The sequence below is a fragment of the Klebsiella sp. C349492 genome (genome assembly GCF_042055345.1).
GTDB lineage: Bacteria > Pseudomonadota > Gammaproteobacteria > Enterobacterales > Enterobacteriaceae > Klebsiella > Klebsiella scottii.
This window is the reverse complement of the sequence record NZ_JANQCE010000005.1, coordinates 196,686-220,846: the sequence shown is the minus strand read 5'-3', so window position 1 is coordinate 220,846 and position 24,161 is coordinate 196,686. Positions and strand designations below refer to the sequence as shown.

Annotated in this window: 22 protein-coding genes, 1 pseudogene and 1 riboswitch; of the genes and pseudogenes, 14 read left to right on the top strand and 9 right to left on the bottom strand. The window is 57.7% G+C overall.

Annotated features, from left to right (window positions below; translation table 11 throughout):
- Positions 1-18 precede the first annotated feature (18 nt).
- Together hldE and glgS are read left to right on the top strand one after the other, a co-directional pair.
- Positions 19-1,452, top strand: a complete 1,434-nt coding sequence (gene hldE / locus NWP14_RS18875; protein WP_095099576.1) for a bifunctional D-glycero-beta-D-manno-heptose-7-phosphate kinase/D-glycero-beta-D-manno-heptose 1-phosphate adenylyltransferase HldE — start codon at positions 19-21, stop codon at positions 1,450-1,452.
- A 262-nt stretch (positions 1,453-1,714) separates the two neighbouring features.
- The gene (gene glgS, locus NWP14_RS18870; RefSeq protein WP_375215810.1) at positions 1,715-1,924 is read left to right on the top strand and encodes a cell surface composition regulator GlgS; all 210 of its coding nucleotides are present in this window, start codon (positions 1,715-1,717) and stop codon (positions 1,922-1,924) included.
- A 31-nt stretch (positions 1,925-1,955) separates the two neighbouring features.
- Here the strand turns inward: glgS and NWP14_RS18865 are convergent, their stop codons facing one another.
- Positions 1,956-2,225 carry an accessory factor UbiK family protein gene (locus NWP14_RS18865; protein ID WP_331834900.1) on the bottom strand — a complete coding sequence of 90 codons (270 nt, stop codon included), beginning with the start codon at positions 2,223-2,225 and terminating at the stop codon, positions 1,956-1,958.
- Positions 2,226-2,345: 120 nt separating this feature from the next.
- Positions 2,346-2,497: riboswitch (FMN riboswitch) on the top strand.
- Between the two features lie 104 nt (positions 2,498-2,601).
- Between NWP14_RS18865 and ribB the strand changes: the two genes are divergently transcribed.
- The gene (gene ribB, locus NWP14_RS18860) at positions 2,602-3,255 is read left to right on the top strand and encodes a 3,4-dihydroxy-2-butanone-4-phosphate synthase (RefSeq protein ID WP_375215809.1); all 654 of its coding nucleotides are present in this window, start codon (positions 2,602-2,604) and stop codon (positions 3,253-3,255) included.
- A 56-nt stretch (positions 3,256-3,311) separates the two neighbouring features.
- Here the strand turns inward: ribB and zupT are convergent, their stop codons facing one another.
- Positions 3,312-4,082 carry a zinc transporter ZupT gene (gene zupT / locus NWP14_RS18855; protein ID WP_095099566.1) on the bottom strand — a complete coding sequence of 257 codons (771 nt, stop codon included), beginning with the start codon at positions 4,080-4,082 and terminating at the stop codon, positions 3,312-3,314.
- A gap of 193 nt (positions 4,083-4,275) precedes the next feature.
- Between zupT and ygiD the strand changes: the two genes are divergently transcribed.
- Positions 4,276-5,067, top strand: coding sequence for a 4,5-DOPA dioxygenase extradiol (ygiD, locus tag NWP14_RS18850; protein ID WP_095099564.1), 792 nt, complete (start codon positions 4,276-4,278; stop codon positions 5,065-5,067).
- A gap of 49 nt (positions 5,068-5,116) precedes the next feature.
- Here the strand turns inward: ygiD and NWP14_RS18845 are convergent, their stop codons facing one another.
- The 3 genes from NWP14_RS18845 to tolC form a co-directional block, all read right to left on the bottom strand.
- Entirely contained in the window at positions 5,117-6,277 is a 1,161-nt protein-coding gene (locus NWP14_RS18845; protein ID WP_095099561.1) for a glutathionylspermidine synthase family protein, read from the bottom strand.
- A 5-nt stretch (positions 6,278-6,282) separates the two neighbouring features.
- Positions 6,283-6,954: a DUF1190 family protein gene (locus NWP14_RS18840; protein ID WP_095099559.1), complete on the bottom strand. Its 672-nt coding sequence runs from the start codon at positions 6,952-6,954 to the stop codon at positions 6,283-6,285.
- A gap of 171 nt (positions 6,955-7,125) precedes the next feature.
- Positions 7,126-8,592: an outer membrane channel protein TolC gene (gene tolC / locus NWP14_RS18835; protein WP_331834897.1), complete on the bottom strand. Its 1,467-nt coding sequence runs from the start codon at positions 8,590-8,592 to the stop codon at positions 7,126-7,128.
- Positions 8,593-8,787: 195 nt separating this feature from the next.
- Here tolC and nudF point away from each other — a divergent pair, with 195 nt between their 5' ends.
- The 5 genes from nudF to parE are packed head-to-tail and all read left to right on the top strand — an operon-like array spanning position 8,788 to position 13,192.
- Positions 8,788-9,420, top strand: coding sequence for an ADP-ribose diphosphatase (gene nudF, locus NWP14_RS18830; RefSeq protein WP_095099554.1), 633 nt, complete (start codon positions 8,788-8,790; stop codon positions 9,418-9,420).
- Positions 9,417-9,839 (top strand): DUF1249 family protein, encoded by a 423-nt coding sequence (locus tag NWP14_RS18825; RefSeq protein ID WP_041147275.1) that lies wholly within the window; start codon positions 9,417-9,419, stop codon positions 9,837-9,839. The genes nudF and NWP14_RS18825 overlap by 4 nt, the downstream gene beginning before the upstream one ends.
- A 24-nt stretch (positions 9,840-9,863) precedes the next feature.
- A complete protein-coding gene (gene cpdA, locus NWP14_RS18820) occupies positions 9,864-10,691 on the top strand; it encodes a 3',5'-cyclic-AMP phosphodiesterase (protein WP_095099552.1) in 828 nt (275 codons plus the stop codon).
- Positions 10,691-11,266 carry an esterase YqiA gene (gene yqiA / locus NWP14_RS18815; RefSeq protein ID WP_045856855.1) on the top strand — a complete coding sequence of 192 codons (576 nt, stop codon included), beginning with the start codon at positions 10,691-10,693 and terminating at the stop codon, positions 11,264-11,266. The genes cpdA and yqiA overlap by 1 nt, the downstream gene beginning before the upstream one ends.
- A gap of 30 nt (positions 11,267-11,296) precedes the next feature.
- Positions 11,297-13,192: a DNA topoisomerase IV subunit B gene (gene parE, locus NWP14_RS18810; protein ID WP_315299590.1), complete on the top strand. Its 1,896-nt coding sequence runs from the start codon at positions 11,297-11,299 to the stop codon at positions 13,190-13,192.
- 84 nt (positions 13,193-13,276) lie between these two features.
- On the opposite strand, the gene NWP14_RS18805 is transcribed toward parE, so the two are convergent.
- The 4 genes from NWP14_RS18805 to qseB all read right to left on the bottom strand — a co-directional run bounded on the left by NWP14_RS18805 (position 13,277) and on the right by qseB (position 16,320).
- The gene (locus tag NWP14_RS18805) at positions 13,277-13,591 is read right to left on the bottom strand and encodes a putative quinol monooxygenase (RefSeq protein WP_331834895.1); all 315 of its coding nucleotides are present in this window, start codon (positions 13,589-13,591) and stop codon (positions 13,277-13,279) included.
- Positions 13,592-13,626: 35 nt separating this feature from the next.
- Entirely contained in the window at positions 13,627-14,208 is a 582-nt protein-coding gene (locus NWP14_RS18800) for an NAD(P)H-dependent oxidoreductase (RefSeq protein ID WP_041147270.1), read from the bottom strand.
- 106 nt (positions 14,209-14,314) lie between these two features.
- Positions 14,315-15,664 carry a quorum sensing histidine kinase QseC gene (gene qseC / locus NWP14_RS18795; RefSeq protein ID WP_375215808.1) on the bottom strand — a complete coding sequence of 450 codons (1,350 nt, stop codon included), beginning with the start codon at positions 15,662-15,664 and terminating at the stop codon, positions 14,315-14,317.
- The gene (gene qseB / locus NWP14_RS18790; RefSeq protein ID WP_346430649.1) at positions 15,661-16,320 is read right to left on the bottom strand and encodes a quorum sensing response regulator transcription factor QseB; all 660 of its coding nucleotides are present in this window, start codon (positions 16,318-16,320) and stop codon (positions 15,661-15,663) included. Before qseB ends, qseC begins: the two co-directional genes overlap by 4 nt.
- A gap of 151 nt (positions 16,321-16,471) precedes the next feature.
- Here qseB and NWP14_RS18785 point away from each other — a divergent pair, with 151 nt between their 5' ends.
- From NWP14_RS18785 to NWP14_RS18765, 5 genes and pseudogenes are all read left to right on the top strand, one after another.
- Entirely contained in the window at positions 16,472-16,879 is a 408-nt protein-coding gene (locus tag NWP14_RS18785) for a YgiW/YdeI family stress tolerance OB fold protein (RefSeq protein ID WP_375215807.1), read from the top strand.
- Between the two features lie 147 nt (positions 16,880-17,026).
- Positions 17,027-19,285 carry a DNA topoisomerase IV subunit A gene (parC, locus tag NWP14_RS18780; RefSeq protein ID WP_331834891.1) on the top strand — a complete coding sequence of 753 codons (2,259 nt, stop codon included), beginning with the start codon at positions 17,027-17,029 and terminating at the stop codon, positions 19,283-19,285.
- Between the two features lie 270 nt (positions 19,286-19,555).
- Positions 19,556-20,293 carry a 1-acylglycerol-3-phosphate O-acyltransferase gene (gene plsC / locus NWP14_RS18775; protein ID WP_095099532.1) on the top strand — a complete coding sequence of 246 codons (738 nt, stop codon included), beginning with the start codon at positions 19,556-19,558 and terminating at the stop codon, positions 20,291-20,293.
- Positions 20,294-20,377: 84 nt separating this feature from the next.
- Positions 20,378-21,790, top strand: coding sequence for a cell division protein FtsP (ftsP, locus tag NWP14_RS18770; protein WP_095099529.1), 1,413 nt, complete (start codon positions 20,378-20,380; stop codon positions 21,788-21,790).
- Between the two features lie 51 nt (positions 21,791-21,841).
- Positions 21,842-24,136: pseudogene (locus tag NWP14_RS18765) on the top strand (YgiQ family radical SAM protein).
- Positions 24,137-24,161: the final 25 nt, after the last annotated feature.

Genomic DNA, 24,161 nt, shown 5'->3' with positions numbered 1-24,161 from the left:
ATCTCGCAGGAGAGAGTAATGAAAGTAACGCTGCCGGAGTTTGAACGAGCAGGAGTGTTGGTGGTTGGCGATGTGATGCTGGACCGCTACTGGTATGGTCCCACCAGCCGTATTTCCCCTGAAGCCCCGGTGCCGGTGGTGAAAGTGGAAAATATCGAAGAACGTCCCGGCGGTGCGGCAAACGTTGCGATGAATATCGCGTCGCTCGGTGCGACCTCGCGGCTGGTTGGCCTGACCGGGATTGACGATGCCGCCCGCGCGCTGAGTAAAGCGCTGGCCGACGTCAACGTGAAGTGCGACTTCGTTTCGGTGCCGACGCACCCGACCATCACCAAGCTGCGCGTGCTGTCACGCAACCAGCAGCTGATCCGTCTTGATTTTGAAGAGGGCTTTTCCGGCGTCGATCCGCAGCCCATGCACGAACGTATTCAGCAGGCGCTGGGTTCTATCGGGGCGCTGGTCCTGTCTGACTATGCGAAAGGCGCTCTGGCCAGCGTGCAGACGATGATTAAGCTGGCGCGGGATGCGGGCGTCCCGGTGCTGATCGACCCGAAAGGCACCGATTTCGAGCGCTATCGCGGCGCCACGCTGCTGACCCCGAACCTCTCTGAGTTTGAAGCGGTGGCGGGGAAATGTAAGGACGAAGCGGAAATCGTTGAGCGCGGCCTGAAGATTATTGCTGATTTTGAACTCTCCGCGCTGCTGGTGACCCGCTCCGAGCAGGGCATGACGCTGCTGCAGCCGGGCAGACCGCCGCTGCATATGCCAACCCAGGCGCAGGAAGTGTATGACGTCACCGGCGCCGGTGATACGGTTATTGGCGTACTGGCGGCGACGCTTGCCTCAGGCAATACGCTGGAAGAGGCGTGCTATTTCGCCAACGCGGCGGCCGGCGTGGTCGTCGGCAAGCTGGGCACCTCAACCGTTTCACCGATCGAGCTGGAAAACGCGGTACGCGGGCGCGCAGAGACCGGTTTTGGCGTGATGAATGAAGAAGAGCTCAAGCAGGCGGTTGCCGCGGCGCGTAAGCGCGGTGAGAAAGTGGTGATGACCAACGGCGTGTTTGACATTTTGCACGCGGGCCACGTTTCGTATCTGGCAAACGCGCGCAAGCTGGGCGATCGCCTGATTGTTGCGGTTAACAGCGATGCGTCGACAAAACGTCTGAAAGGAGAGTCCCGTCCGGTGAACCCGCTTGAGCAGCGGATGATCGTCCTGGGCGCGCTGGAGGCCGTTGACTGGGTGGTCTCTTTCGAGGAGGACACGCCGCAGCGCCTGATCGCCGGGATCCTGCCGGATCTGCTGGTGAAAGGCGGTGACTATAAGCCAGAACAGATTGCCGGAAGCGAAGAGGTCTGGGCAAACGGCGGTGAGGTACTGGTGCTGAATTTTGAAGATGGCTGTTCGACCACTAACATCATCAAAAAGATCCAGAAAGATAGCGGGAAGTAATGTTTTCCTGCTAAGCGGCGGCTCGATCATCGTCCCGGTAAGCACGACGCGGTCGGGAAGGTAGCGAGAAAGTCATGCTGGAGAGGCCTGCGATCGTCCGATCGCGGGCTTTTTTTATTTAATTGATGACGGAAATGATTCAGCGCAATAATTGTTCTTATTTTGCGCATTTTTCGCGCAAAAAAAGTTAACGTAAGGATAAATACTGAAGTCAGTAAAGCATATGACCAATCAGAACACCAACGGCTGAAGGAGTATGCGGATGAACCATAACGACCTGTATTCAATGAATAATTTCGATTTTCTGGCACTGAGCTTTGCCAGAATGCGCGCGCAAGGCCACGTCGTTGATCTTGAGGCAATTGTCGGCAATATGGATGAGGATCATCGTGAATGGTTTTGCCAGCGGTATGCGCTCTACTGTCGTCAGGTCAGCCAGGCAGAGGCGCCGGCGCGAGAGCTGGAGCACTGATACAACAACGGGCCTGATGGCCCGTTATTTTTTACTGCTTCTCTTCGACGCTCGGCGCGGCCGAACGGCTTTCCAGATCGCTAATGCGCTGTTCGAGTAAAGCCAGCTTTTCGCGGGTGCGCAGCAGCACCTGAGTCTGCACGTCAAACTCTTCACGGCCTACCAGATCCAGGCGGGTCAGCTGCGACTGGAGCACCTGACGGATCTTTTTCTCCACGTCTTCCCCAAGATCACGAAGGCCTTTCGGCATCGATTCATGGACCTGGCGGGCGATCTGTTCAATTTTTTTCGGGTCAATCATGGTGGTTTCCTGCTCTGGTCGATTTACCGTCCATTGTAGTGCGATCGGCGCCGCCTATAAACCAGAAATGTTTGAAGCTTATGCATTGCCGAGGATAATCAATAGCGTTATAGTTATCTCGCTTATTCTCAGGGCGGGGCGAAATTCCCCACCGGCGGTAAATCAACCATAGCGTTGAAAGCCCGCGAGCGCTTTTTGCGAAAGCAGAAAGGTCAGCAGATCCGGTGTAATTCCGGGGCCGACGGTTAGAGTCCGGATGGGAGAGAGTAACGGCTCAGTCGGATTGCATCCGCTTGCGTTGACTTTTGCCGCTTAACCGGCACTCCTAAGACTGCCCTGATTCTGGTAACCATAATTTTAATGAGGTTTTTTTACCATGAATCAGACGCTCCTTTCCTCTTTTGGTACCGCTTTTGAACGTGTGGAACACGCTTTAAATGCACTGCGCGAAGGCCGCGGTGTGATGGTGCTGGATGATGAAGACCGTGAAAATGAAGGCGATATGATTTTCGCCGCCGAAACCATGACCGTTGAGCAGATGGCGCTGACCATTCGCCACGGCAGCGGTATTGTTTGCCTGTGCCTGACCGATGAACGCCGCAAGCAGCTTGACCTGCCGATGATGGTGGAAAATAACACCAGCGCCTACGGCACCGGCTTCACCGTGACCATCGAAGCCGCCGCTGGCGTCACTACCGGCGTCTCTGCGGCCGACCGCGTCACCACCGTACGTGCTGCGATTGCCGATGGCGCAAAACCATCCGACCTGAATCGTCCTGGCCACGTATTCCCGCTGCGCGCTCAGGCGGGCGGCGTGTTGACCCGCGGCGGCCACACCGAAGCCACTATCGATCTGGTGACGCTCGCAGGCTTCAAGCCGGCTGGGGTTCTGTGTGAGCTGACTAACGACGATGGCTCTATGGCCCGCGCGCCGCAGTGCATCGAATTTGCTCAGCAGCACAATATGGCCGTGGTCACCATTGAAGATCTGGTGGCCTATCGCCGCGATCACGAGCGTAAAGCCAGCTGATCCGGCTTCGCTGCATCCCAAAGCCCACGTAATCGTGGGCTTTGTTGTTTTTGGCGTTAGCCAATCCCCATCGCCTGCAAAGCCACGAGGCTAAATCCCATCACCGACATACCGCACAGCACGCCATAGCTTGGGTTGCTTTGCGGATCGATCTCTTTTGCCAGCGGCATGAGCTCATCAACCGACAGCGCCACCATAATCCCGGCGACGGCCGCCATAATGGCGCCCATCACCACCGGCGATACCAGACTGCCGAGGATCAGCCAGGCCAGCAGGCCGCCGAGGATCTCGGCCATTCCGGATAGCCCGGCCCAGAATACCGCCTTGCGGCGTGAGCCCGTCGCGGCATACACCGGGCCCGCCACCGCCAGCCCTTCGGGAATGTTATGCAGCGCGACGGCCAGCGCGACGCCTATGCCCAGCTCCAGGTTGTTGCTGGCCGTCACGAAGGTGGCGATGCCTTCCGGGAAGTTGTGCAGGCTGATACCGAGCGTCAGCAGAATTGCGGCGCGGCGCAGATTGCGCGGGCGGGGGACGCCGGGTGACATCAGATCCTGCGGATGGGCGTGCGGCAGCATATGGTCCAGCGCAAAGTAGCCCAGCAGGCCGATAACAAACATGCCGTAACCGAGCAGCGCCGACATTCCCTCGGCGTTCAGCGCGGCGGGCAGCATCTCCATCAGCGAGATAAGCAGCATGATCCCGGCGGCGAAACCCAGAGAAAAACCCAGCAGGCGGTTGGAAGGTTTCTGGCCCAATACGCCGAAAATCGCGCCGATAAAGGTCGCGCTGCCGGCCAGCAGCGTCAATATTAGGGGGGATGACATCACTCAGCTCCTTTGATAATGATTATCATTCATAATATCCATATTGTCTGACGGCAGCGAGAGGGAAATGAGTCCTTTACCGCGACTTACATTCAAATTTTCTGATGATGATCATCACGCTTATCTGAGTTTATCCTGATGCAAAAACGCGTAATGTGAAGGCATCAAATCTCCTCTACTCAAGGATATCATCATGTCCCTTACCCGAATGCCAGCGTTGTTTTTAGGCCACGGCAGCCCGATGAACGTGCTGGAAGATAACATCTATACTCGCGCCTGGCGGCATCTGGGCGAAACGCTGCCGCGTCCGCGGGCGATTGTGGTGGTCTCCGCACACTGGTTTACGCGCGGTACCGGCGTCACGGCGATGGAAGCTCCGAAAACGATCCATGATTTTGGCGGCTTCCCGCAGGCGCTGTACGATACGCACTATCCGGCCCCCGGTTCCCCTGAGCTGGCGCAGCGCCTGGTTGAGCTGCTGGCGCCCGTACCGGTGACGCTGGATAAAGAAGCCTGGGGCTTCGACCACGGTTCGTGGGGTGTGCTAATCAAAATGTACCCTGATGCCGATATTCCGATGGTGCAGCTGAGCATCGACAGCAGCAAGCCGGCGGTCTGGCATCTGGAGATGGGACGCAGGCTGGCGGCGCTTCGCGATGAAGGCATTATGCTGATAGCGAGCGGTAACGTGGTGCATAACCTGCGCACGGCGCGCTGGCATGGCGAAAGCACGCCGTATCCCTGGGCGGAGTCGTTTAATGAGTATGTGAAAACGAATCTGACCTGGAAAGGGCCGGCTGAGGAACATCCGCTGGTGAACTATCTGGCGCATGAGGGCGGGTCGCTCTCAAACCCGACGGCGGAACACTTCCTGCCGCTGCTGTACGTGCTGGGCGCCTGGGACGGCGAAGAGCCGATTTCCGTGCCGGTAGAAGGAATGGAAATGGGGTCGTTAAGCATGCTGTCAGTGCTTGTCGGCGCGTAGCGGGGAAATGGAGATGCCCCGGCAGGCGCAGTGCTGCCGGGGCGGGATACTACTCGACGAAAATGTGCGGATAGAAACGTGAAAGATCCTGGGTGATCAGCGCCCGATCTTCACGAACGCCGATCCCGGCTGGCTTATCGTTGATCAGCCAGCTGCCGATCAGCGTATAGCTATCGCCAAACTTCGGCAGCGGATAGAACTCCTGCACGATGGTACCTTCTTCGCCGTACGGGCCTTCTACCGCTTCCACCACCTTGCCGTTTTCAACAATCGACACGTTTGCGCCTTCGCGGGAGAAAATCGGCTTGATGACGTACTTCTCCATTTCGGGATGCGCGTCTTCGCTGAACCAGGATGCCAGCAGGTTAGGGTGGTTCGGGAACATCTTCCACAGCAGCGGCAGCAGCGCCTTGTTGGAGATAATGCTCTTCCATGCCGGTTCAAGCCAGCGTACGCCGGCGTCTTCCAGCTTGGTGGAGAACACCTCGCGCAGCATATACTCCCACGGATAAAGCTTGAACAGATTGCCGATAACCTGATCCTGAACATCGGTAAACTGGCCTTTTTCGCCCAGACCGATATCTTCGATATAGAGGAATTCGGTAGCGACACCGGCTTCGGCAGCGCAGTCCTGCAGATACTGTACGGTACCGCGATCCTCTTCGGTATCGCGGCAGCACGCCATGTGCAGCAGCTGGAAGCCAAACTGTTCCCGGAGCTCGGTAAAGCGCTCAATCAGCTTTTCCTGCAGGCTGTTGAACTGGTCGCTGCCTGCCGGCAGCTGGCCGGCGTTGAGCTGATCTTCCAGCCAAATCCACTGAAAGAAGGCCGCCTCATACAGCGAGGTTGGCGTATCGGCGTTGTTCTCCAGCAGCTTTGGTTCCCCAACGCCGTCCCACGCCAGGTCGAGGCGCGAATAGAGCGACGGCTGGTTGGTTTTCCACGACTGGCGCACGAAGCCCCAGGTGTGTTTGGGGATACGGAATTTGGCCATCAGCTCATCGCTGCCGATCACGGTTTCTACCGCCTGCAGGCACATCTGATGCAGCTCGGCGGTAACGTCCTCCAGCTTCTCAACCTGCGCCAGGGTCAGCTTGTAATAGGCCTCTTCGCTCCAGTACGGCTCGCCGTACATGGTATGAAAGCTAAAGCCATATTCATTCGCCTTTTCGCGCCAGTCCGGGCGCTCCGTGATGCTGATTCTTTCCATGAGTGTTAGCCGCCCATTGAGCGTTTGGATGAGGTGGTACCAGCGGCGCTACGCTGCATGGCGGACTGTTTCGCCACCGACTCGCCGAAGCCGCCGCGGGTCACGGTGCTGGTGGTCGCTGGTTTTGGCGCCATCGCCGTCTTCGGTACGTTCATCGTACGGCCAGGCTGCGCGGCGCCGTAGCTCTTGCCGCCGGCATCGGTGTACTGACCATAGGCCGGGCTGGCCGGGTTTTTCGAGCTGAACAGCGGCTGCTGTGCGCCCATGCCGCCGCCCATCATGCGGCCCATCATGTAGCCAGCCATCAGCGGCATCCAGAAGCTGCCGCTACTTTGCGCCTGAGCCTGATTTTCCGGCGCTACGCCTGCCTGAGCCGGCGTTTGCTGGCACTGGCCTTCACCGAACTCCGCCACGCAATCTTCACGCGTGGCGTATTTTGGCGCGGTACGTTCGGCTTCTTTGGTCGCGTTATTAAAGGCGGTTGTGCACTCTGCGCCTTTGCCAGGGTTGGCTGCAGAGCAGTCATCGGCATTTTGATACAGAGAAACCGTCTCGTCGGTTTTTTCGCAGCCGGCGAGCATAAAGACGGCCGTCACGGCAAGAGCGACCGGCGTCAGATGGCGTGCGCTCCAGCTTTTGCGGAACGAGGCATGATTAATATTTTTTGTCCGTTTCATTTTTGTCTTCCTGGACCCAGTGGTATGGCGGTTTGTTAACGCTCAGGATAGAGGATGAGTGGTGGAAAATGAAGCGAATAGGGGCTGAAAGGAGGGGATCTTTACGTTGCCTTACGTTTAGCGCTCCGCTTAACGCAATCCGTTAAGCGAAGCGCTATGACGCAACGAAGATTATTGGCGGAAAGGATTCGCGCCGCTGGTTTTCGTGGTGTGAGCTGCCGCCGGTTTTGGCGCTGCGCTGTTGCCGTAGCCGTCGGCGCTGGCGTCCTGCTGCGGTGTTTCCGGCGCAACGCTATCCGGTGAGGTCGCGACAGGTTTGCCCAGCGTATTGTTCAACGCAACCAGATCCTGCTCATTCAGGGTACCGAGCGCGGACTTGATGTTCAGCTGGTTAATCAGGTAGTTATAACGCGCGCTGGAGAGCTGCTGCTTGGCGTTATACAGCGTAGTTGTCGCATCCAGCACATCAACGATGGTACGCGTACCAACGGAATAGCCGGCTTCCATCGCATCAAGGGAGCTCTGGGCAGAGACCACGGCCTGTTTGTAGGCATTGATGCTGCTGATTGAGGCGTTGATGTTATTAAAGGAAGAACGAACGGTCTGCACCACGGTGCGGTGCGAGCTTTCCAGCTGCTCGCTGGCGCCGACGAAGTTGTACTGCGCCTGTTTCACCTGCGAGTTAACCATCCCGCCCTGATACAGCGGCAGCGAGAAGCTCAGGCCGATTTTGTTCTGGCCCGCGTCGTTGTCGTTATACTGGTTGCTGTTATGGGTTTTTGAACCGCTATAAGAGGTGTTGGAGACACCTGTGGAGGCGGTTAAATCCAGAGTCGGCATGTGGCCGTCCTGCGCCTGGCGAATTTGCTCACGCGCCAGATCCTGGTTCAGACGAGCCTGCAGCAGCGACAGGTTGCGGTTTTCCGCTTCCTTCAGCAGCGCGTTAACCGTTTCCGGCTTGTTGGTTTTGAAGCCGTCAACGTTCAGCGACGACAGCTGCGGATAGTAGTTGCCGGTCACCTGACGCAGCGCTTCAACCGCATTATCGAGGTTGTTACGTGCGGTGACTTCGTTCGCCAGCACGGAGTCGTACTGGGAACGGGCGTTCTGCACGTCGGTAATGGCAACCAGGCCCACGTTAAAACGCTGAGTGGTCTGATCCAACTGACGATAGATCGCCTGTTTCTGCGCTTCGGTATAGGAGAGCGTATCGATGGCGCTCAGCACGTTAAAGTAGGCCGTAGCGGTGTTCAGGATCAGCGTCTGCTGGTCAGTCTGATAGGTGACGTCCTGAATACCGGCCGTTTTTTCCTGCAGCGTCAGGGCGCGCCATTTCGACATATCGAACAGCGTTTGCGTTAACTGCAGCGACCCGCTGGTGACGTTAGAGTTAATGCCGTTGCTGTCGCGATAGCCGTTGGTATAAGTATAATCTGCACCCAGACCGAGCTGAGGCAGTAACGGGCTACGTGCTTCGTTGATCTTTTCGAATGCAGCATCACGATCGGCTGCTGATTTACGCAGGTCAGGGTTGCTGATGCGCGCCTGCTGATAAACCTGCATCAGGTTTTCTGCCTGGCTTATGGCGCTGAAGCCAGTCAGGCCCAGGCCGATAAGGATGGGGAAAAATTTCTTCATTTGCATTCCTTGTTGTGAAGCATAAAGCGCTGCCCAAAATCTAAATATATCTGCTGATTGTATAGAGTCTGTCGCCGTAAAAAGTTGGCGTTACGTGCCATCCGGCGGTAATTTGCACCAATCTAACATACGGACTGTAAAACGGTAGCCAAACGGCTTATAAATCCCTACTTTCGAATTCGCAGGACACCGACAATGAGCAAGCCCAACAAGCAGGGAATTACCTTCGCTAAAAACGATGTAGAAATTATTGCACGCGAAACGCTTTATCGTGGTTTTTTTTCGCTGGATTTATACCGCTTTCGCCACCGTCTGTTTAACGGCGGGATGAGCGGCGAAGTGACGCGCGAAATTTTTGAGCGCGGGCATGCCGCCGTCTTGCTACCCTTTGACCCGATACGTGATGAAGTTGTGCTGATCGAGCAGATTCGCATTGCCGCCTATGATACCAGCGAGAGCCCGTGGCTGCTCGAAATGGTTGCCGGCATGATTGAAGAAGGCGAAACGCCTGAGGACGTCGCCCGGCGTGAAGCGGTAGAAGAGGCGGGCCTTGAAGTCGGACGAACAAAGCCGGTGCTGAGCTATCTGGCGAGCCCCGGCGGCACCAGCGAGAGGCTGTCGATTCTGGTGGGGGAGGTCGATGCGACGACGGCAAAAGGCATCCACGGCCTGGCGGATGAAAATGAGGATATTCGGGTTCATGTGGTAAGCAGGGAGCAGGCTTATCAGTGGGTAGAAGAAGGGAAGATCGACAACGCAGCTTCTGTCATCGCGCTGCAATGGCTGCAGCTGCACTATCAAAATTTACGTAATGAGTGGCTAAAATGAAGCGTTATACACCTGACTTCCCGGAAATGATGCGCCTGTGTGAAACCAATTTTGCCCAGTTGCGCCGCCTGCTGCCTCGAACCGATGCAGTGGGCGATATGGCGGGCTACCAGGTGGGCAGTGCGCAATACCGGCTAACTATCGTTGAATCGACCCGCTACACTACACTGGTGTCGATTGAGCAAACGGCTCCGGCGGTAAGCTACTGGAGTTTACCGTCCATGACGGTACGCCTGTATCATGACGCGATGGTGGCCGAAGTGTGTTCGAGTCAGCAGATTTTTCGCTTCAAAGCGCGGTATGATTATCCTAATAAAAAGTTGCATCAACGCGACGAAAAGCATCAAATTAACCAGTTCTTAGCCGACTGGCTGAGATACTGTTTAGCACATGGAGCGATGGCGATTCCGGTTTGTTAGCGTCGTGAAACCTAAGGACACCATTTGGAAAGCCTGTTAAACCTTCCTTTGGCTGGTGAGGCCAGAGTCAGGATATTACAAATTACTGATACTCACCTGTTTGCTGAAAAACATGAAACGCTGTTAGGCATCAATACCTGGGAAAGCTATCAGGCTGTGCTGGATGCCATCCACGCCTCACAGCGCCAGTGCGATCTGATTGTCGCGACAGGCGATCTGGCACAGGACCACTCGGCCGCGGCCTATCAGCACTTCGCTGAGGGTATCGCGAGTTTTTCTGCGCCCTGCGTCTGGCTGCCGGGGAATCATGATTTTCAGCCGGCAATGTACAGCACGCTGCAGGAATCAGGCATTTCCCCCGCTAAACGCGTTCTGCTCGGCGACCACTGGCAAGTACTGCTGCTGGACAGCCAGGTATTCGGCGTTCCCCACGGTGAGTTGAGCGATTTTCAGCTGGAGTGGCTTGAGCAGAAGCTCGCGGCAGAACCTGAACGCTATACGCTGCTGCTGTTACACCATCATCCTCTCGCCTCGGGCTGTAGCTGGCTGGATCAGCATAGCCTGCGCAATGCCGGGGCGCTCGATCGCGCGTTAGCCGCTTTTCCTCGGGTCAGGCATCTGCTGTGCGGTCATATTCACCAGGAGCTGGATCTCAACTGGAGCGGGCGACGCATGATGGCCACGCCATCGACCTGCGTGCAGTTTAAGCCGCACTGCGACAACTTTACGCTGGATACCGTTTCTCCTGGCTGGCGCTGGCTGGATCTGTATCCCGACGGCACCCTGACGACCGAGGTCTGCCGCCTTAGCGGCGTGAAATTTCACCCGGATATCGCTTCTGAAGGATACTGATGGCTACGCTCCTCTATCTGCACGGATTTAACAGCTCTCCGCGATCGGCTAAAGCGACGGCGCTGAAGGCGTGGCTGGCGCAAAATTATCCTGAAATTAACATGGTGGTGCCGGAGCTGCCGGTTTACCCTGCTGAAGCGGCGGAGCTGCTGGAAGCGATTGTTCTCGAACATGGCGGAGAACCGCTGGGCGTCGTGGGCTCCTCGCTGGGAGGCTACTACGCAACCTGGCTATCGCAGTGTTTTATGCTGCCGACGGTGGTTGTAAACCCGGCTGTGCGCCCGTTTGAGCTGCTGAACAATTTCCTCGGCCTCAATGAGAATCCGTACACGGGGCAGCAATATGTGCTAGAGTCTCGCCATATTTACGATCTCAAAGTCATGCAAATCGACCCGCTGGAATCGCCTGATTTACTCTGGCTGTTACAGCAAACGGGCGATGAAGTGCTGGATTATCGCCAGGCCGTTGGCTACTACGCCTCATGTCGGCAGACGGTAGAGGAGGGCGGCAATCATGCATTTGTCGGCTTTGAAGATCATTTCACTCAGATTATCGATTTTCTGGGCCTGCGCTAAGCATTCCTGGACTACCTACGAATACACACCATGACGCAATCTTCATACAACGCTGATGCCATTGAGGTACTCACCGGGCTAGAGCCGGTTCGCCGCCGCCCGGGGATGTACACCGACACGACACGTCCTAACCATCTTGGTCAGGAAGTTATTGATAACAGTGTGGATGAAGCACTGGGCGGCCACGCTAAACGCGTGGAAGTCATTCTTCATGCCGATCAATCGCTGGAAGTTATCGACGACGGGCGAGGAATGCCGGTCGATATCCATCCTGAAGAAGGGGTTCCGGCGGTTGAGCTGATCATGTGTCGGCTGCACGCGGGCGGCAAATTTTCAGGCAAGAACTACCAGTTCTCCGGTGGCCTGCATGGGGTGGGGATTTCGGTGGTTAACGCCCTGTCGAAGCGCGTTGAGGTTAACGTACGTCGCGACGGCCAGGTCTACAGCATTGCGTTTGAGAATGGCGATAAGGTTGAAGAGCTGCACGTCACCGGCACCTGCGGTAAGCGTAACACCGGTACCAGTGTGCATTTCTGGCCGGATGAAAGCTTCTTCGATAGCCCGCGCTTCTCCGTATCGCGCCTGACCCATTTGCTCAAGGCCAAAGCCGTACTGTGCCCCGGCGTGGAGATCGTCTTCCGTGACCTGGTGAACAACAGCGAGCAGCGCTGGTGCTATGAAGATGGCCTGACGGACTATCTGCGCGAAGCGGTGAACGGCCTGCCGCTGCTGCCGGAACAGCCGTTTGTCGGCAACTTCTCCGGTGAAACCGAAGCGGTCGACTGGGCGCTGCTGTGGCTGCCGGAAGGCGGCGAGCTGTTAACCGAAAGCTACGTTAACCTGATCCCGACCATGCAGGGCGGGACGCACGTTAACGGCCTGCGCCAGGGTCTGCTGGAGGCCATGCGCGAGTTCTGCGAATATCGCAATATTCTGCCGCGCGGCGTCAAGCTCTCGGCGGAGGATATCTGGGATCGCTGCGCCTACGTGCTGTCGGTAAAAATGCAGGATCCGCAGTTCGCCGGCCAGACCAAAGAGCGCCTCTCCTCGCGCCAGTGCGCGGCCTTCGTTTCCGGCGTGGTAAAAGACGCCTTCAGCCTGTGGCTGAACCAGAACGTCCAGGCCGCAGAGCTGCTGGCCGAAATGGCGATTTCCAGCGCCCAGCGCCGGATGCGCGCCGCCAAGAAGGTGGTGCGTAAGAAGCTGACCAGCGGCCCTGCGCTGCCGGGTAAGCTGGCGGACTGTACCGCTCAGGACCTCAACCGTACCGAGCTGTTCCTCGTGGAAGGGGACTCGGCGGGCGGTTCTGCCAAGCAGGCGCGCGACCGTGAGTATCAGGCGATCATGCCGCTGAAGGGCAAGATCCTCAATACCTGGGAGGTCTCTTCGGATGAAGTGCTGGCCTCGCAGGAGGTGCACGATATTTCGGTGGCGATCGGTATCGATCCGGATAGCGATGATTTGAGCCAGCTGCGCTATGGCAAGATCTGTATCCTCGCGGATGCGGACTCCGATGGCCTGCACATCGCCACGCTGCTCTGCGCGCTGTTCGTTAAGCACTTCCGCGCGCTGGTTAAACATGGGCACGTCCACGTGGCGTTGCCGCCTCTGTACCGTATTGACCTCGGCAAAGAGGTTTACTACGCGCTGACTGAAGAAGAGAAAGCCGGAGTGCTTGAGCAGCTCAAGCGCAAGAAGGGTAAGCCGAACGTTCAGCGCTTTAAAGGGCTGGGTGAAATGAACCCGATGCAGCTGCGTGAAACCACGCTTGACCCCAATACCCGCCGTCTGGTTCAGCTGATTATCAGCGATGAGGACGAGCAGCAGACCAACGCGATGATGGATATGCTGTTAGCCAAGAAGCGCTCGGAAGATCGCCGCAACTGGCTGCAGGAAAAAGGCGACATGGCGGATATTGAAGCCTGAGCCGACCGACCGGGACAAAAAAGGGAGCCATTGGCTCCCTTTTTGCTGGCCTGATACCGCAGGCCCGCTCGTTTACGTATTTGCTTAAACGCCCGGCTGCAGGATGCGAATGCTGGTTTCCAGCACGTCGCCCTTCACCGCTTCGCCATACGCTTTCATATGCGGGGTTTGCAGGTGCGCTTCGAGATGCGCCACGCTTTCCCACTGCTCAACCATGACGATAGAGTCAGGCGAGGTAGTCTGAAAACTTACGCCAGCGGCGTGGTCGACCAGCGGGGCATAGCCGTGGCAGCCCTCTTCTTGTAAAACCGTCGGAATAATTTTCGCGAACTGATCGAGCACGGCCTGGCGATGGCGCTGGCCAGGGCGGGTGCGAATTTCGGCAATCACTGTCAACATGATGTACTCAACTCCTTCTGTATGTAGACCTTTAGTTAACCAAAAATCTGCGCCAGATGCTTGCGATATTCTGCGATGTAATGCGGAACATCAGGCATTTTAATCACGTCGTTAGCGATAAACGTCGGCAGGGCGGTCATGCCGAGGAACTGATTGGCCTTGTGGAACGGCAGGTAAACGCCGTCAACGCCGACGCCGTGGAAGAACTGTTCCTCATCGGTAAAGGCGTCCATCGGGGCGTTCCAGGTCAGGGAGAGCATGTAGCGCTTGCCCTGAATTAAACCGCCTGAGCCATATTTTTTGCTGGCATCGGAGCGGGTGCGGCCGTCGCTGGCGTACAGCGAGCCGTGGCCTTCGGTGAAAACATCATCGATATACTTTTTCACGGTCCAGGGCGCGCCCATCCACCAGCCCGGCATTTGCCAGATAATAACGTCGGCCCAGAGGAAATTTTGTACTTCTGCTTTAACGTCGTATTCGCTTTCGGCGCGGACGATTTTAACATCATGCCCGGCGTCGCGCAGATAACCATCCGCGACCTCGGTCAGGGTGTCGTTCAGCTGGCCGTTAGAGTGAGCGAATTTTTTCGCCCCGTTGATAATCAGAATATTGCTCATTTTTTATCCCTGGCGTTTCAATTTTGTCGACTATTTTACCCCGCATGGCGGGGCGGTAAAATGAGCAAAATGTGCAAAGTCTTTTGCTTTTTTCGCAATAATCCCGCTACCAGCCGACCTGTGCGGCAAAGCCGCCGTCGGGGGCGTTATGGAAGGTGACGGTCATGCCGTGCAGGGCGGCAATGCGCCGGACGATAGACAGCCCCAGCCCGCTGCCCGGCTCATCCTGGCCGGGAGGGCGATAAAAGCGCTCGCCGATACGCGCCAGCGCTTCGGGGCTGATACCCGGACCATTATCGCAAACGCGAAACCCGCGGGCGTCGAGGATGATATCCACCCGGCTTCCGCGCGGGCTGTAGCGTACGGCGTTATCCAGCAGATTGCGTACCAGCAGGCCAAGCAGCAGCGGCTGACCAACGCGCGTCACCTTAGCGACATGCGGATGCAGACGGAGCTCGATGCCCGCCTGCTGCGCCGCATGGTACATCTCCATCACCGCTGACTGCAGCAGCTCGTCGATGGCGACGCTATCCACGTCTTCGAGCGCGGCCAGGGAGTCGAGGCGCGACAGCGTCAGCAGCTGATCGACCAGCCGGGTTGCGCGATCGATCCCGACGTGCAGCTGCGCCAGCGCCTTTTCACGTCCCTGCGGGTCGTCCATCGACAGCTGGGCCACCTCGGTTTGCACCTTCAGCGCCGCCAGCGGGCTACGCAGCTCGTGGGCGGCGTCGGAGGTAAAGCGGCGCTCGCGGATCATGGCGTCGTGGGTACGGGCAAACAGCTGATTCAGCGCATCGACCAGCGGACGGACTTCGCTGGGGATGCTATCGACGTTAAGTGATTCCGCTGAATCCGGCGCGCGCAGGCGCAGGGTGCGGGCGAGCCGTTTGAGCGGCGCCAGCTCCCGGCTGAGCAGGACAATCAGCAGCAGAAACATCAGCGGCAGCGCAACCAGCCAGGGGGTGAGCTGCGAGGTGACGATATCCAGCGCCATCTCCCGGCGATAGTCCCACTCCTGGCCGACGACAATGCGGTAGCGGCCGTCGGCGGTGGTGAGCTGAAGAAAGCGCCACTCATCATCATCGTTATGCAGGTAGCCGTCGCTGAAGCCTTCTCGTCGGTTATCCCACGGAATATCCTGCCCGTTTTCGCTATCGTGCAGCACCATGTTGCCGTCGGTGGTGAAAATGGCGAATGCCAGCGCGTCGTCGTCAAGGTGGCCATGCCTGACCTTCTTTTTCGCCCGCACCTGCGGGGGAGAGGTATGCAGCTCGTCGAAATTCATCGCGCTCAGACGGCGGGCAAACAGCAGCTGCTGAGTATCAAACAGCTTATCCAGCTTGTGGGTGGTCTGCTGCCAGGCAATAAACGAGGCGCTTCCCCAGGCCAGGCTGGTGAGCAGGAAAAAAAGCAGCGTCAGGCGAACGCGCAGGCTTAGCCGACCCAGCCGCTTCATGCGTCCCCCAGGGTGTAGCCAATGCCGTGGACGGTGCGGATAAACTCGCTCCCGAGCTTGCGGCGCAGATGGTGTACGTGGACCTCCACGGCGTTGCTGGAGACATCGTCGTCCCAGCTATAGAGCTTTTCTTCAATGAGCTTGCGCGGCAGCACGCGTCCGGCGTTACGCATCAGCAGTTCGAGCAGGGCGAACTCTTTGGGCTTCAGCGCCAGAGGCTCCCCAGCCAGAGTGACCGTCAGGCGGCCGGGGTCGAGGGTGACGTTTCCGTGGCGCAGCTCGCTGCTGCTCTGGCCGTGGGCGCGACGCATCAGCGCCTCCAGGCGGGCGGCAACCTCAATAAGCGCGAAAGGCTTACACAGATAGTCATCGGCGCCGAGCCGAAGCCCCTCAACCCGCTGGCTGAGCGCATCGCGCGCGGTGAGGATCAGCACCGGCTCGTGGCGACCTTTATCGCGCCATTCGCGCAGGATATCGAGACCGTCGATGCCGGGCAGCGTCAGATCGAGGATGACCGCGTCATAGGGGGCGGCGTAGAGCGCGGCTTTTCCCTCTTCGCCGCGCGTGAACCAGTCGATGCTGAAGCCCATTTTACTCAGCCCGGCCTTGATGCCGTCGCCGATGAGTTTGTCGTCTTCCACCAGTAAAATACGCATTGGCCTGCTCCTGTGGCTCGCGGATATACGCGCAGTAAAACGCGTTGCTGCGCCCTCTGTACAGCAATAAAATTTCTTTTTTCCGCTTAAGAAGTTGTTAAGTTTTGCCAGCTTTAATGGTGGCGATATCAACATAAAGGGAGAACACATCATGAAGAAAATCGCCGCAATTACCGCAATCGTTGCTTTAGTTTCTATGCCGGTGCTGGCCGCCGAGCAGGGTGGTTTTTCCGGCCCTGGCGCCGCGCAAACCAGCCAGACAACCGCGCAAAAAGGCGGCTTTATTGGCCCGAACGGCAGCGTGACGACGGTAGAGAATGCGAAATCCCTGCGTGACGACACCTGGGTGACCCTGCGCGGTAAAATTGTTGAGCGCATCTCCGACGATCTTTATAAATTCCAGGATGCCTCCGGGACGGTGAATGTCGATATTGACCACAAGCGCTGGAATGGCGTCACCGTGACCCCGAAGGATACGGTGGAAATTCAGGGTGAGGTCGATAAGGACTGGAACTCGGTGGAAATCGACGTGAAGCAGATAAGCAAAGTCGGCCCGTAAAGCCTCTGAGCGGGCCGCCGCCGTCGCTCTCCATTGCAGAATCCTCAACCGGTCTAACGCCCTGTGACTCAGGGCGTTAGATAGGGTATTATCGCGGGTAGTTTTGCCGTCCGAACGGTCGGTACGCAGATTGAGGATTCACGATTAATGAGCGATATGGCAGAGCGCCTTGCGCTGCATGAATTTACGGAAAACGCCTACCTGAATTATTCCATGTACGTCATCATGGACAGGGCGTTGCCGTTCATTGGCGATGGCCTGAAACCGGTCCAGCGGCGCATCGTTTATGCGATGTCCGAGCTGGGTCTGAACGCCACCGCTAAATTCAAAAAATCCGCCCGCACCGTCGGTGACGTGCTGGGTAAATATCACCCGCACGGCGACAGCGCCTGCTATGAGGCGATGGTGCTGATGGCGCAGCCGTTCTCTTACCGCTACCCGCTGGTGGACGGTCAGGGCAACTGGGGCGCCCCGGACGATCCCAAATCCTTCGCCGCGATGCGTTATACCGAATCCCGCCTGTCAAAGTATGCGGAGCTGCTGCTGGGCGAGCTGGGCCAGGGAACCGTTGACTGGGTGCCTAACTTTGACGGTACGATGCAGGAGCCGAAAATGCTGCCTGCGCGTTTACCGAATATTCTGCTCAACGGCACCACCGGCATCGCCGTGGGGATGGCAACCGATATTCCGCCGCACAACCTGCGCGAAGTTGCCAAAGCGGCCATCACCCTGATTGAAAAGCCGCAGACTTCGCTCGACGAGCTGCTGGATATCGTTCACGGACCGGATTACCCCACCGAAGCTGAAATCATTACCCCGCGCGCCGAGATCCGCAAAATCTATCAGAACGGCCGCGGCTCGGTACGCATGCGCGCGGTCTGGAAAAAAGAGGACGGCGCGGTGGTGATTAGCGCGCTGCCGCACCAGGTTTCCGGCGCCCGCGTGCTGGAGCAAATCGCCGCGCAGATGCGCAATAAAAAGCTGCCGATGGTTGACGATCTGCGCGACGAGTCGGATCACGAAAACCCGACCCGGCTGGTGATCGTTCCGCGCTCCAATCGCGTGGATATGGATCAGGTCATGAACCATCTGTTCGCGACCACCGATCTTGAAAAAAGCTACCGCATCAACCTGAATATGATTGGCCTGGACAATCGTCCGGCGGTCAAAAACCTGCTGGAGATCCTGACGGAGTGGCTCACCTTCCGTCGCGATACCGTCCGTCGCCGCCTGAACTATCGTCTGGAGAAGGTGCTCAAGCGCCTGCATATCCTTGAGGGTTTGCTGGTTGCGTTCCTGAACATCGATGAAGTGATCGAAATCATCCGCCACGAAGATGAGCCCAAGCCGGCCCTGATGTCGCGCTTTGGCATCAGCGAAACGCAGGCGGAAGCCATCCTCGAACTGAAGCTGCGTCATCTCGCCAAGCTGGAAGAGATGAAAATCCGCGGCGAGCAGGGCGAGCTGGAAAAAGAGCGCGATAGTCTGCAGGCTATTCTGGCGTCCGAGCGCAAGATGAATAACCTGCTGAAGAAAGAGCTGCAGACCGATGCCGACACGTTTGGCGATGACCGCCGTTCGCCGCTGCGCGAGCGTGAAGAAGCGAAGGCGATGAGCGAACACGATATGCTGCCGTCTGAACCGGTGACGATTGTGCTGTCGCAAATGGGCTGGGTACGCAGCGCCAAAGGTCATGACATTGACGCTCAGGGGCTAAGCTATAAAGCTGGCGACAGCTGGAAAGCCTCGTCGAAGGGCAAGAGCAACCAGCCGGTGGTGTTTATCGATACTACCGGGCGCAGCTACGCCATCGATCCGATTACCCTGCCGTCGGCCCGCGGCCAGGGCGAGCCGATTACCGGCAAGCTCACGCTGCCGCCGGGCGCCAGCGTCGAACATATGCTGATGGAAGGCGACGACCAGAAGCTGCTGATGGCCTCCGACGCCGGCTACGGCTTTGTCTGCACCTTCAACGACCTCGTCGCGCGCAACCGTGCCGGTAAGGCGCTAATCTCGCTGCCGGAAAATGCGCGGGTGATGCCGCCGCTGGTGATTGAAGACGAGTCCGACATGCTGCTGGCTATCACCTCTGCCGGACGCATGCTGATGTTCCCGGTCAGCGATCTGCCGCAGCTGTCGAAAGGCAAAGGCAATAAAATTATCAATATTCCGTCTGCGGATGCCGCTTCCGGGCAGGATGGCCTGGCGCATCTGTTTGTGCTGCCGCCGCAGAGTACGCTGACGATCCACGTCGGCAAACGGAAGATCAAGCTGCGTCCGGAAGAGCTGCAAAAAGTCACCGGCGAGCGCGGTCGCCGCGGTTCGCTGATGCGTGGACTGCAGAAAATCGATCGTGTGGACATTGATTCGCCTCATCGCGCCTCGGCGGGCGATAGCGAAGAGTAATATGGGCATCCTCCTCCGCAGGGAAGAGGATGTTAACATTTGCCGCCAAACCGTTGTTTATTCGGCCGTTGCGATTAACAATAGACGCAAAATCATTCAAGATAGCCCGGGGGCGTCAGTCGCTCCCGGCGTCTTCAACGGGCGAACAGCGAATCTGTATCCTGATTAATACCAGCGGCGGCCCGTAAGGGTCGGACAGTGCAGCCTGCGCGCGAGCAGCCTGCGGTATAACGGGTATTATTCTCAGCGGTTTGGGTTTTAGAGGTAGCTATGCTATTTATTTTTCGACTAATTATCGTTGTTATTTACTGTATTTTTGTCTGCATATTTGGCTGTATTTACTGCTTATTCAGCCCGCGTAACCCGAAACACGTGGCGACCTTTGGCCATCTTTTTGGTCGGCTCTCTCCGGTATTCGGTCTGAAGGTGGAAACGCGCAAGCCCGCCGATGCGGAAAGCTATGGCAACGCGATATACATCGCTAATCACCAGAACAACTATGATATGGTGACGGCAGCAAACATCGTGCAGCCGCCAACCGTCACCGTGGGTAAAAAGAGCCTGATGTGGGTTCCATTTTTTGGCCTGCTGTACTGGCTGACGGGGAACCTGCTGATCGATCGTAATAACCGGGCGAAGGCGCACGGGACGATCGCTCAGGTGGTGAATACGTTTAAAAAACGCAAAATATCTTTTTGGATGTTCCCGGAAGGAACGCGTAGCCGTGGCCGTGGCCTGCTGCCTTTTAAAACCGGTGCTTTTCACGCGGCTATCGCCGCTGGTGTGCCGATTATTCCGGTATGCGTTTCCAATACATCGAATAAAATTAATCTCAATCGCCTTAAAAACGGTCTGGTGATTGTTGAAATGCTGCCGCCGGTTGATACCAGCGAGTTTGGTAAAGACGGCGTTCGCGCGCTGGCGAAACACTGCCGCGAGCTGATGGCTGCGAAGATTGAAGAGCTGGATCGCGAAGTAGCGGAACGTGAAGCCGCGGGTATGAAATAAACAGGAAACGCCGGGCTAACGCGAGCCTGGTGCTAGCGGGAAACGAATTCCCTTTTTGATTTATCAGTATTTCATGGAGTTAATATGTCACTCAGTCGGCGTCAGTTTATTAAGGCTTCAGGCGTAGCGCTGTGCGCGGGAGCCGCGCCGCTGAACGCACATGCCGCCGGCCAACAGCCAGCACTGCCCGTTCCTCCGCTGCTCGAATCCCGCCGCGGCCAGCCGCTGTTTTTGACCCTGCAGCGCGCGCACTGGTCATTTACGCCGGGCACCCGCGCGTCGGTGTGGGGCGTAAACGGTCGCTATCTTGGGCCGACTATTCGCGTGTGGAACGGCGATGACGTTAAGCTGATTTACAGCAACCGCCTGGCTGAAAACGTCGCCATGACCATTCGCGGCCTGCAGGTTCCCGGCCCGCTGATTGGCGGCGCGGCGCGGATGATGTCGCCGAACGCCGACTGGGCGCCGGTGCTGCCCATCCGCCAGAGCGCCTCCACCCTGTGGTATCAGGCGAATACGCCAAACCATATGGCCAAACAGGTCTACAACGGCCTGGCGGGGATGTGGCTGGTGGAAGACGAGGTCAGCAAAAATCTGCCCATTCCTAACCACTACGGCGTGGATGATTTTCCGGTCATTATTCAGGACAAGCGGCTGGATAATTTCGGCACGCCGGAATACAGCGAGCCCGGCAGCGGCGGCTTCGTCGGCGATACGCTGCTGGTTAATGGCGTACAGGGCCCGTACGTAGAGGTCTCGCGCGGCTGGGTGCGTCTGCGCCTGCTGAACGCCTCTAACTCCCGCCGCTATCAGCTGCAGATGAGCGATGGCCGACTGCTGCACGTTATTTCCGGCGATCAGGGGTTTCTGCCGGCGCCGGTTTCGCTGAAACAGCTCTCTCTGGCTCCTGGCGAGCGGCGTGAGATCCTGGTGGACATGACCAACGGCGATGAGGTGTCGATTACCTGCGGCGAAGCGGCGAGCATCGTCGATCGCATTCGCGGTTTCTTCGAGCCCTCGAGCATTCTGATTTCGACGCTGCTGTTAACCCTGCGCCCAACGGGCCTGCTGCCGCTGGTCACCGACAGCCTGCCGGTACGCCTGCTGCCGACGGATATTTTGACCGGGACGCCGACCCGCAGCCGCGATATCTCGCTCGGCGACGATCCGGGGATTAACGGTCAGCTCTGGGATCCGCAGCGCATCGATATTACCGCCCAGCAGGGAACCTGGGAGCGCTGGACGGTACGCGCCGACAGACCGCAGTCGTTCCATATCGAAGGGGTGATGTTCCAGGTGCGCAACGTCAACGGTTCCACGCCGTTCCCGGAAGACCGCGGCTGGAAAGATACCGTCTGGATCGACGGGCAGGTGGAGCTGCTGGTGTACTACGCCCAGCCCTCCTGGTCACACTTCCCGTTCCAGTTCCTTAGCCAGACGCTGGAGCTCGCCGACCGCGGCTCGATTGGCCAGATCCTGGTTAACCCGGCGCCGTAATACCCGCTACCCTAACCGGCCAACGGTTAGGGTAAGAGAAAAACTCCCTTCATTTCCTGTGGCAATCCGGCTTATAATCGCCGCCCTTTGGTTATTTTTTTATCATTTTTTCCCCCGGAAGCAATATGAGCGCAATATCCCTGATCCAACCGGATCGTGACCTTTTTTCCTGGCCGCAATACTGGGCCGCCTGTTTTGGCCCCGCGCCGTTTTTACCCATGTCACGCGAAGAGATGGATCAACTTGGCTGGGATAGCTGCGACATCATTCTGGTAACCGGCGATGCGTATGTCGATCACCCAAGCTTCGGCATGGCTATCTGCGGCCGCATGCTGGAGGCGCAGGGGTTCCGCGTCGGGATTATTTCCCAACCGGACTGGAATAATAAAGATGACTTTATGCGCCTGGGTAAACCGAACCTGTTCTTCGGCGTAACCGCCGGCAACATGGACTCGATGATCAACCGCTACACCGCCGACCGCAAGCTGCGCCATGACGACGCCTATACCGCGGGCAACGTCGCCGGCAAGCGCCCGGATCGCGCGACTCTGGTCTATACCCAGCGCTGTAAAGAGGCGTGGAAAGACGTCCCGGTTATTCTCGGCGGCATTGAGGCCAGCCTGCGTCGCACCGCGCACTATGACTACTGGTCCGATACCGTGCGCCGCTCGGTGCTGGTTGATTCGAAGGCCGATATGCTGATGTTCGGCAACGGTGAACGCCCGCTGGTAGAAGTGGCGCACCGCCTGGCCGCGGGCGAGCCGATTACGCAGATTCGCGACGTGCGCAATACCGCAATCATGGTGAAAGAAGCGCTGCCGGGCTGGAGCGGCGTCGATTCCACCCGTCTCGACACTCCGGGCAAAATTGATCCGATCCCGCATCCGTACGGCGAAGATCTGCCGTGTGCGGACAACAAAACCGTTCAGCCGGCAAAACAAGAGGTTAAACCGGTCACCGTTCAGCCGCCGCGCCCGAAACCGTGGGAAAAAACCTACGTCCTGCTGCCGTCCTTTGAGAAGGTCAAAGGGGATAAGGTCCTGTACGCCCACGCGTCGCGTATTCTCCATCATGAAACCAACCCGGGCTGCGCGCGCGCGCTGATGCAAAAGCACGGCGAGCGCTATATCTGGGTTAACCCGCCGGCCATTCCGCTGTCGACGGAAGAGATGGATAGCGTGTTTGCGCTGCCGTATCAGCGCATTCCGCACCCGGCGTACGGCGATAGCCGCATCCCGGCATATGAGATGATCCGCTTCTCTATCAATATTATGCGCGGCTGCTTTGGCGGCTGTTCCTTCTGTTCGATAACCGAGCATGAAGGGCGCATTATTCAGAGCCGTTCCGAAGATTCGATCATTAACGAAATCGAGGCGATTCGTGACACGGTTCCCGGCTTCACCGGGGTGATTTCCGACCTCGGCGGCCCAACGGCCAATATGTATATGCTGCGCTGCAAGTCGCCGCGTGCGGAGCAGACCTGCCGTCGCCTGTCGTGCGTATATCCGGACATCTGCCCGCATATGGATACCAACCACGAGCCGACGATTAATCTTTATCGCCGCGCCCGCGATCTGAAGGGGATCAAGAAAATCCTCATTGCTTCCGGGGTGCGCTATGACATTGCCGTGGAGGATCCGCGCTATATCAAAGAGCTGGCGACCCACCACGTCGGCGGCTATCTGAAGATCGCCCCTGAGCATACCGAAGAAGGGCCGCTGTCGAAGATGATGAAGCCGGGGATGGGCAGCTACGATCGCTTCAAAGAGCTGTTCGATAGCTACTCAAAACAGGCGGGGAAAGAGCAGTATCTGATCCCGTACTTTATCTCCGCGCACCCGGGCACCCGCGATGAAGATATGGTGAACCTGGCGCTGTGGCTGAAGAAAAATCGTTTCCGTCTGGATCAGGTGCAGAACTTCTATCCGTCGCCGCTGGCGAACTCAACCACCATGTATTACACCGGCAAAAACCCGCTGAGCAAAATTGGTTATAAAAGCGAAGACGTGGTGGTGCCGAAAGGGGATAAGCAGCGCCGTCTGCATAAAGCGCTGCTGCGCTACCACGATCCGGCAAACTGGGTCCTGATCCGCCAGGCGCTGGAGGCGATGGGTAAAAAGCACCTGATCGGCTCACGCCGCGACTGCCTGGTGCCTGCGCCGACGCTGGACGAGATGCGTGAAGCGCGTCGCCAGAATCGCCATACTCGCCCGGCCTTGACAAAGCATACGCCGGTTGAGCATCAGCGGCAGACGCCTGCCGGCGGAGCGAAAAAACGCGTTCGCTCAGCGTCCCGCTAAGGCGAAGTGCCCCGGCAGCACAGGGCTTGCCGGGGTGATGGAGTAAAGGGATGAGGTTGCCCGGAGAGGGC

Coding starts and splice junctions, on each gene's coding strand:
- hldE (WP_095099576.1), top strand. CDS start 19: ATGAAAGTAACGCTGCCGGAGTTTGAACGAGCAGGAGTGTTGGTGGTT.
- glgS (WP_375215810.1), top strand. CDS start 1,715: ATGAACCATAACGACCTGTATTCAATGAATAATTTCGATTTTCTGGCA.
- NWP14_RS18865 (WP_331834900.1), bottom strand. CDS start 2,225: ATGATTGACCCGAAAAAAATTGAACAGATCGCCCGCCAGGTCCATGAA.
- ribB (WP_375215809.1), top strand. CDS start 2,602: ATGAATCAGACGCTCCTTTCCTCTTTTGGTACCGCTTTTGAACGTGTG.
- zupT (WP_095099566.1), bottom strand. CDS start 4,082: ATGTCATCCCCCCTAATATTGACGCTGCTGGCCGGCAGCGCGACCTTT.
- ygiD (WP_095099564.1), top strand. CDS start 4,276: ATGTCCCTTACCCGAATGCCAGCGTTGTTTTTAGGCCACGGCAGCCCG.
- NWP14_RS18845 (WP_095099561.1), bottom strand. CDS start 6,277: ATGGAAAGAATCAGCATCACGGAGCGCCCGGACTGGCGCGAAAAGGCG.
- NWP14_RS18840 (WP_095099559.1), bottom strand. CDS start 6,954: ATGAAACGGACAAAAAATATTAATCATGCCTCGTTCCGCAAAAGCTGG.
- tolC (WP_331834897.1), bottom strand. CDS start 8,592: ATGAAGAAATTTTTCCCCATCCTTATCGGCCTGGGCCTGACTGGCTTC.
- nudF (WP_095099554.1), top strand. CDS start 8,788: ATGAGCAAGCCCAACAAGCAGGGAATTACCTTCGCTAAAAACGATGTA.
- NWP14_RS18825 (WP_041147275.1), top strand. CDS start 9,417: ATGAAGCGTTATACACCTGACTTCCCGGAAATGATGCGCCTGTGTGAA.
- yqiA (WP_045856855.1), top strand. CDS start 10,691: ATGGCTACGCTCCTCTATCTGCACGGATTTAACAGCTCTCCGCGATCG.
- parE (WP_315299590.1), top strand. CDS start 11,297: ATGACGCAATCTTCATACAACGCTGATGCCATTGAGGTACTCACCGGG.
- NWP14_RS18805 (WP_331834895.1), bottom strand. CDS start 13,591: ATGTTGACAGTGATTGCCGAAATTCGCACCCGCCCTGGCCAGCGCCAT.
- NWP14_RS18800 (WP_041147270.1), bottom strand. CDS start 14,208: ATGAGCAATATTCTGATTATCAACGGGGCGAAAAAATTCGCTCACTCT.
- qseC (WP_375215808.1), bottom strand. CDS start 15,664: ATGAAGCGGCTGGGTCGGCTAAGCCTGCGCGTTCGCCTGACGCTGCTT.
- qseB (WP_346430649.1), bottom strand. CDS start 16,320: ATGCGTATTTTACTGGTGGAAGACGACAAACTCATCGGCGACGGCATC.
- NWP14_RS18785 (WP_375215807.1), top strand. CDS start 16,472: ATGAAGAAAATCGCCGCAATTACCGCAATCGTTGCTTTAGTTTCTATG.
- parC (WP_331834891.1), top strand. CDS start 17,027: ATGAGCGATATGGCAGAGCGCCTTGCGCTGCATGAATTTACGGAAAAC.
- plsC (WP_095099532.1), top strand. CDS start 19,556: ATGCTATTTATTTTTCGACTAATTATCGTTGTTATTTACTGTATTTTT.
- ftsP (WP_095099529.1), top strand. CDS start 20,378: ATGTCACTCAGTCGGCGTCAGTTTATTAAGGCTTCAGGCGTAGCGCTG.